This window comes from Planktothrix sp. FACHB-1355, from assembly GCF_014748295.1.
Classification (GTDB): domain Bacteria; phylum Cyanobacteriota; class Cyanobacteriia; order Cyanobacteriales; family Aerosakkonemataceae; genus Aerosakkonema; species Aerosakkonema funiforme_A.
The window spans coordinates 1-4,324 of sequence record NZ_JACJUP010000568.1; the positions used below are offsets into that span (position 1 = coordinate 1).

General features: G+C 42.1%; 2 protein-coding genes and 1 pseudogene. 2 read left to right on the forward strand and 1 reads right to left on the reverse strand.

Features of this window, described 5'->3' with window-relative positions; genetic code table 11:
- Together H6S82_RS20755 and H6S82_RS20760 are read left to right on the forward strand one after the other, a co-directional pair.
- On the forward strand, positions 1-1,047 hold a 1,047-nt coding region (locus H6S82_RS20755), incomplete at its 5' end, for an NB-ARC domain-containing protein (protein WP_199317926.1).
- 133 nt (positions 1,048-1,180) lie between these two features.
- Positions 1,181-1,657 carry an orange carotenoid protein N-terminal domain-containing protein gene (locus H6S82_RS20760; protein WP_190465340.1) on the forward strand — a complete coding sequence of 159 codons (477 nt, stop codon included), beginning with the start codon at positions 1,181-1,183 and terminating at the stop codon, positions 1,655-1,657.
- A 160-nt stretch (positions 1,658-1,817) separates the two neighbouring features.
- Here H6S82_RS20760 and H6S82_RS20765 read toward each other — a convergent pair.
- A pseudogene (locus H6S82_RS20765) lies at positions 1,818-4,324 on the reverse strand (ATP-binding protein); the annotation flags it as partial.

Here is a 4,324-nt window from a genome sequence, read left to right on the forward strand (position 1 = left end):
TCTCCGCTATCCAAACCAACTGAAAAACACCATTTAGATATAGATAATGCCCCAGAAATTACCGCCTTTTACGGACGTTATGAAGAACTAAACAGTTTAAAAAGCTGGTTAATTCAAGATCGTATCCGCATCGTTACCTTAATTGGTATGATAGGAATTGGTAAAACGACGCTGGCGATTAAACTAATTGAAGAAATCAAAACGCAATTTGAATATATTGTTTATCGCAGTCTTCGATATTCTCCAGATATAGATAGTTTTTTAACTGACTTACTGCAAAGCTTTGTCTCTGCTGCTGCTGTTCCCAATACGCTCGATCGCCAAGTCGATTTATTGCTTAAATTTTTACGCAAACATCGATGTTTGATTATTATAGATGACTTGCAGATGTTATTTGAAACAGGAGAATTTGCAGGTCAATATCGAGCCGAATTTGAGGGATATTATCTGTTATTTAAACAAATTGCTGAATTGTCTCATGCAAGTAGTTTGTTGTTGATTACTAGCGAACAACCAGAAGATGCGATATGCCATCCGGCACGCTGCGCGAACGCAAGTCGGTATAAATTCACCCGTTGTTTGAAACTCGCAGGTTTGGGAGATTCCGCTAAACAAATTTTAAAGGATAAAGAGTTGTCAGATGAGGAGATATGGGATACATTGATTGAAAAGTATTGCGGTCATCCTTTATGGTTAGAAATGACAGCGACGATGATTCAAGAGTTATTTGCTGGAAGTATCGCAGAATTTTTATCTTATCCGTCATTGATATTAAGTAATGAAATTGTCTCTCAACTAAGTCGGGTATGGGGAAGGTTAACTGAATCGGAAAAGCAGCTTGTTAATTATTTAGCTAAACAAGAAAAATCTGTTACTTTGGTGGAAGTTTTACAGAAAATGTCCGATCATTATACACCAGAGATAATATTAAATGCCATACGATCGCTCAAAAGACGTTGTTTTTTAGAAGATAATCGGGATGGCTCCTTAAGGCTCGATCGCACTTTAGAAGCGTATGTGCGATCCCACTTTGCCGATATAGCCTAAGTACATCTACCCTGAGTATAATTTGCGATCCCCAGATCCCCAGGCAATTCTCTACCCTCTTGTAGGGGTAAGCACGTAACCGTTTGTTTCACTATGTAAATGTGAGTTAACAAATCAACGGGATTGCATAGGTATGACAACAACAAATGTGAGCGCTTACGATCGAGGTAAAGAAGCTTTAAAAAGCTTGAGTGTAGACGATCAACTCGGTTTATTGTGGTTTGTTTACACCAAAATAGGCAAATCAATTACTCCAGCTGCTCCCGGCGCTTCTGGGTCTGAAATTGCTCAGGGATTGTTCGAGCAAGTAAAGGTACTTCCCTTTGACCAACAGCTGCAAGTTCAACGCGATATTGCTGCTAGAAAGAATACTCAAATTAGCCGCCAATATGGCTCTTTGAGTCCTGAAACTAAGTTGGCTTTTTGGTACTATTTAGCTCAAGGTATGGACAACAAAACTATCATTCCCGTACCTCCCGAATATCAACTTCCCCAAGCCGGTCAAGAGTTGCTGGCGAAGATTGAAGGAATGAGATTTCAAGAGCAAATTGATTTCTTGCGCGGTGCAGTGTTAGAAATGGGTGCTGAAGCTGCGGGTAGCTCTATCTAATAATTGCAAGAAACCAGGTTTTTTAGACGATACCTTCGTCATTTTTTATAGGTTGAGTTGAGGGAAGGGAAACCAAACGCAAATGTTGGGTTTCTCAACCCAACCTACGAATCTAATAGTTTCAGAAACCGGGTTTTTTAGAAAAACCCGGTTTCTCTGATTAACGATGGGGAGTAGCAGCACAAAGTTGGCGATCGCTCTCGTAAACATGAGGATTAGTTTGCAGATAATCCCGCAAGCGATCGCAACCGCTCAGTAATAGCTCATCTAGCTTGATTTCGATTTGTTTTTTGTCTAAATGCCACAGATACTCTGTTGTTTGACCATCAGGACTAAAATTAAATTTCTTGATAGTATTGCCACCTTCTAATCGCTCGCAATCTTTATCTGAATAGAGCGCTTCATGCAGTCTAATTACAGTCAATAACTTGAGATCGGGCGGTTCTTCAATCTCCTGTAATTTTTTGCCAGCTTTAACACTAGCTACTAATGCTCCCACGCGATCGCGAGAAAGAAGTCGAGCTTCCGACACCGTATTTAGCGCCTCAATTTCTTTTCTTTCTGCTAGTTGCCTTTGCCATTCTGCTTTTCGCCCAAAGAAACCTGCCAGTATCGTTACCGCTGCTGCAATTACCGATATCAAAGCCAATCCAACAAAGCCTCGACGAATGATTTGTTTGGCTTTTTGTTGAGCTGCAATTAATATTTGATTTGCTTGTTCGACAAATCTTAACTGTTCTTCTGCAAATCTTTGTCTAGCTCTTTCTCTTCTTAATTGTTCCACAATCAATGATACCTGTTCTTGGCGGATAAAAGGTAGCAGATACCCGTAAATTAGTTGATAGCGATCGGCTGGCACTTCTGGCTGCAAAAACACCAAACCCACACCCACTAAAACTGTTAGCACTAAGTCAATTTTTTCTGCCTCTACCTCTAAGCCGATGATTTTTAATGCAGCTACCAACTCAGCACGAGTCTTACGCAGACAATTACCGTTATCATCTGTAAGCGAATACAAAACTAATCGCGCCACTTGTTCGTTAGGCGTACCGCAATCTCTGATAGCGCAATCTAGAAATAGCTCAACCAGTTTTTCTTTAGATCCAAATTGTCGATATTGTGCCAGCGTTGTAATTCTTTCTGCTTCCAATCTAGATCCTATCATCTGCAATTCGCTCGGACGAACTAAGCCTCTTTCATCAGCAAAATCTTGCAACAACTCCTCTATCAAAGCAGTTTCTAACTGAAGCTGGGCGCGTGCAGTGAGGCGTTCGATCGCTAACTGTGCATCGACTGAAGAAAACTTTTCCAAGTAGTAGCGCATATCCTTATCTAGAATGTTATTGTTGATAACATCCAGGTTGGCAATCCGATCCCACTCCAACAAATAATGCAAATAATCTTCCCGCATTGATAGAAGGATTTTCACAAAGGGAAGATTTAGGCAAAGGCGCAAAAAATCATAAAACCGCCGCCGTTCGACAGGATGGCTGCAAACGCAAAAGAATTGCTCAAACTGGTCAAAAATCAGCACGTTTAACAGATGCCGATCGCTATTAATTCGCAATTGTTCTGCAATCGCTTCTACAGAATCTAGTATCTGAAGAGATTCAACAGCAACAGCCCTATTTGCTAATTTAATTTCTTGGAGCCCTTCTGTTAACAATCGACCCAAACCGATAACCCAATCGGTATAATTTGATAGCACCACAGGCAAAGCAATTCGCTCCGATTTAAACCCAGATCTAGTTGGAGCCGGATCTTCCATAAGTCTTTGCTTCAATAGCGGTACTAAGCCAGCTTTTATCAAAGAAGTTTTCCCAACACCTGGCTCACCGTGAATAACTATTAGTTTGCGATCGCTACGGCTGAGGCGATCGATCAAGTGAGTCACATCTTGCCAGCGCAGCGCAATGATTTCCGCCGCTACAGTTACCCCCTGCTCAAATGGCTTGCGGACTGGATTGAGTGCTTGTCGCTGCGGTTGCAAGCATCCCGCACCGATAAAAGCGCGAAAAGCGTACTGATGCTCGATCGAGCTTTGTTCTTGCTTGAGTCTAAAGGCTTCTAAATAACGACCTTCCTGGAAGTAGAGTTCGCGCAACTTCTCCAATATCTCGATATACAATTGCGGAGCGTATCGCCGATCGCTTTCAGCCTTAGCCGTTTCCAATTTTTCGATTGCTTCGCTTACCTGCCCCAAACACGAAAGCGATCGTCCCAGCAACAACAAATACCAACTTTTATGCCATCTTTTCACCCAATCTAAGTTTGGCCCCAATGGCTCGACATTGGCAACCGATTCTGACTCTTGGGCATTCAAAATAATTTGTATAGCTGTTTCTGCGCGTTCCTTTGCTAAATGCCAAGCCGATTTAGACAGCGCCACTTCTGCTAAAAAGCCGTAAGCTTGTGCCAATCTCGTAAAATCCGGATAGATTTGATGGATATCCCGCGACTTTGTAGCAACCATTTCTAGCAGATCCCACTGCTGTAGTCGTTTGTACGCCTCTCCCAAAGCATTGATAAATTTCGCGACCACATCCCGACGTGACAGTTGTTCAAACATATCGATACATTGCTCAAGGAGATCCCGCGCTTGAGAACTAGCATCTGCATATTGGGAGCGATGCAAAACTGCATATCTGAGCCACCAAACACCCAGAT

Excerpts from the sequence above, each read along its gene's own strand:
- H6S82_RS20760 (WP_190465340.1), top strand. The coding sequence starts at position 1,181 with ATGACAACAACAAATGTGAGCGCTTACGATCGAGGTAAAGAAGCTTTA.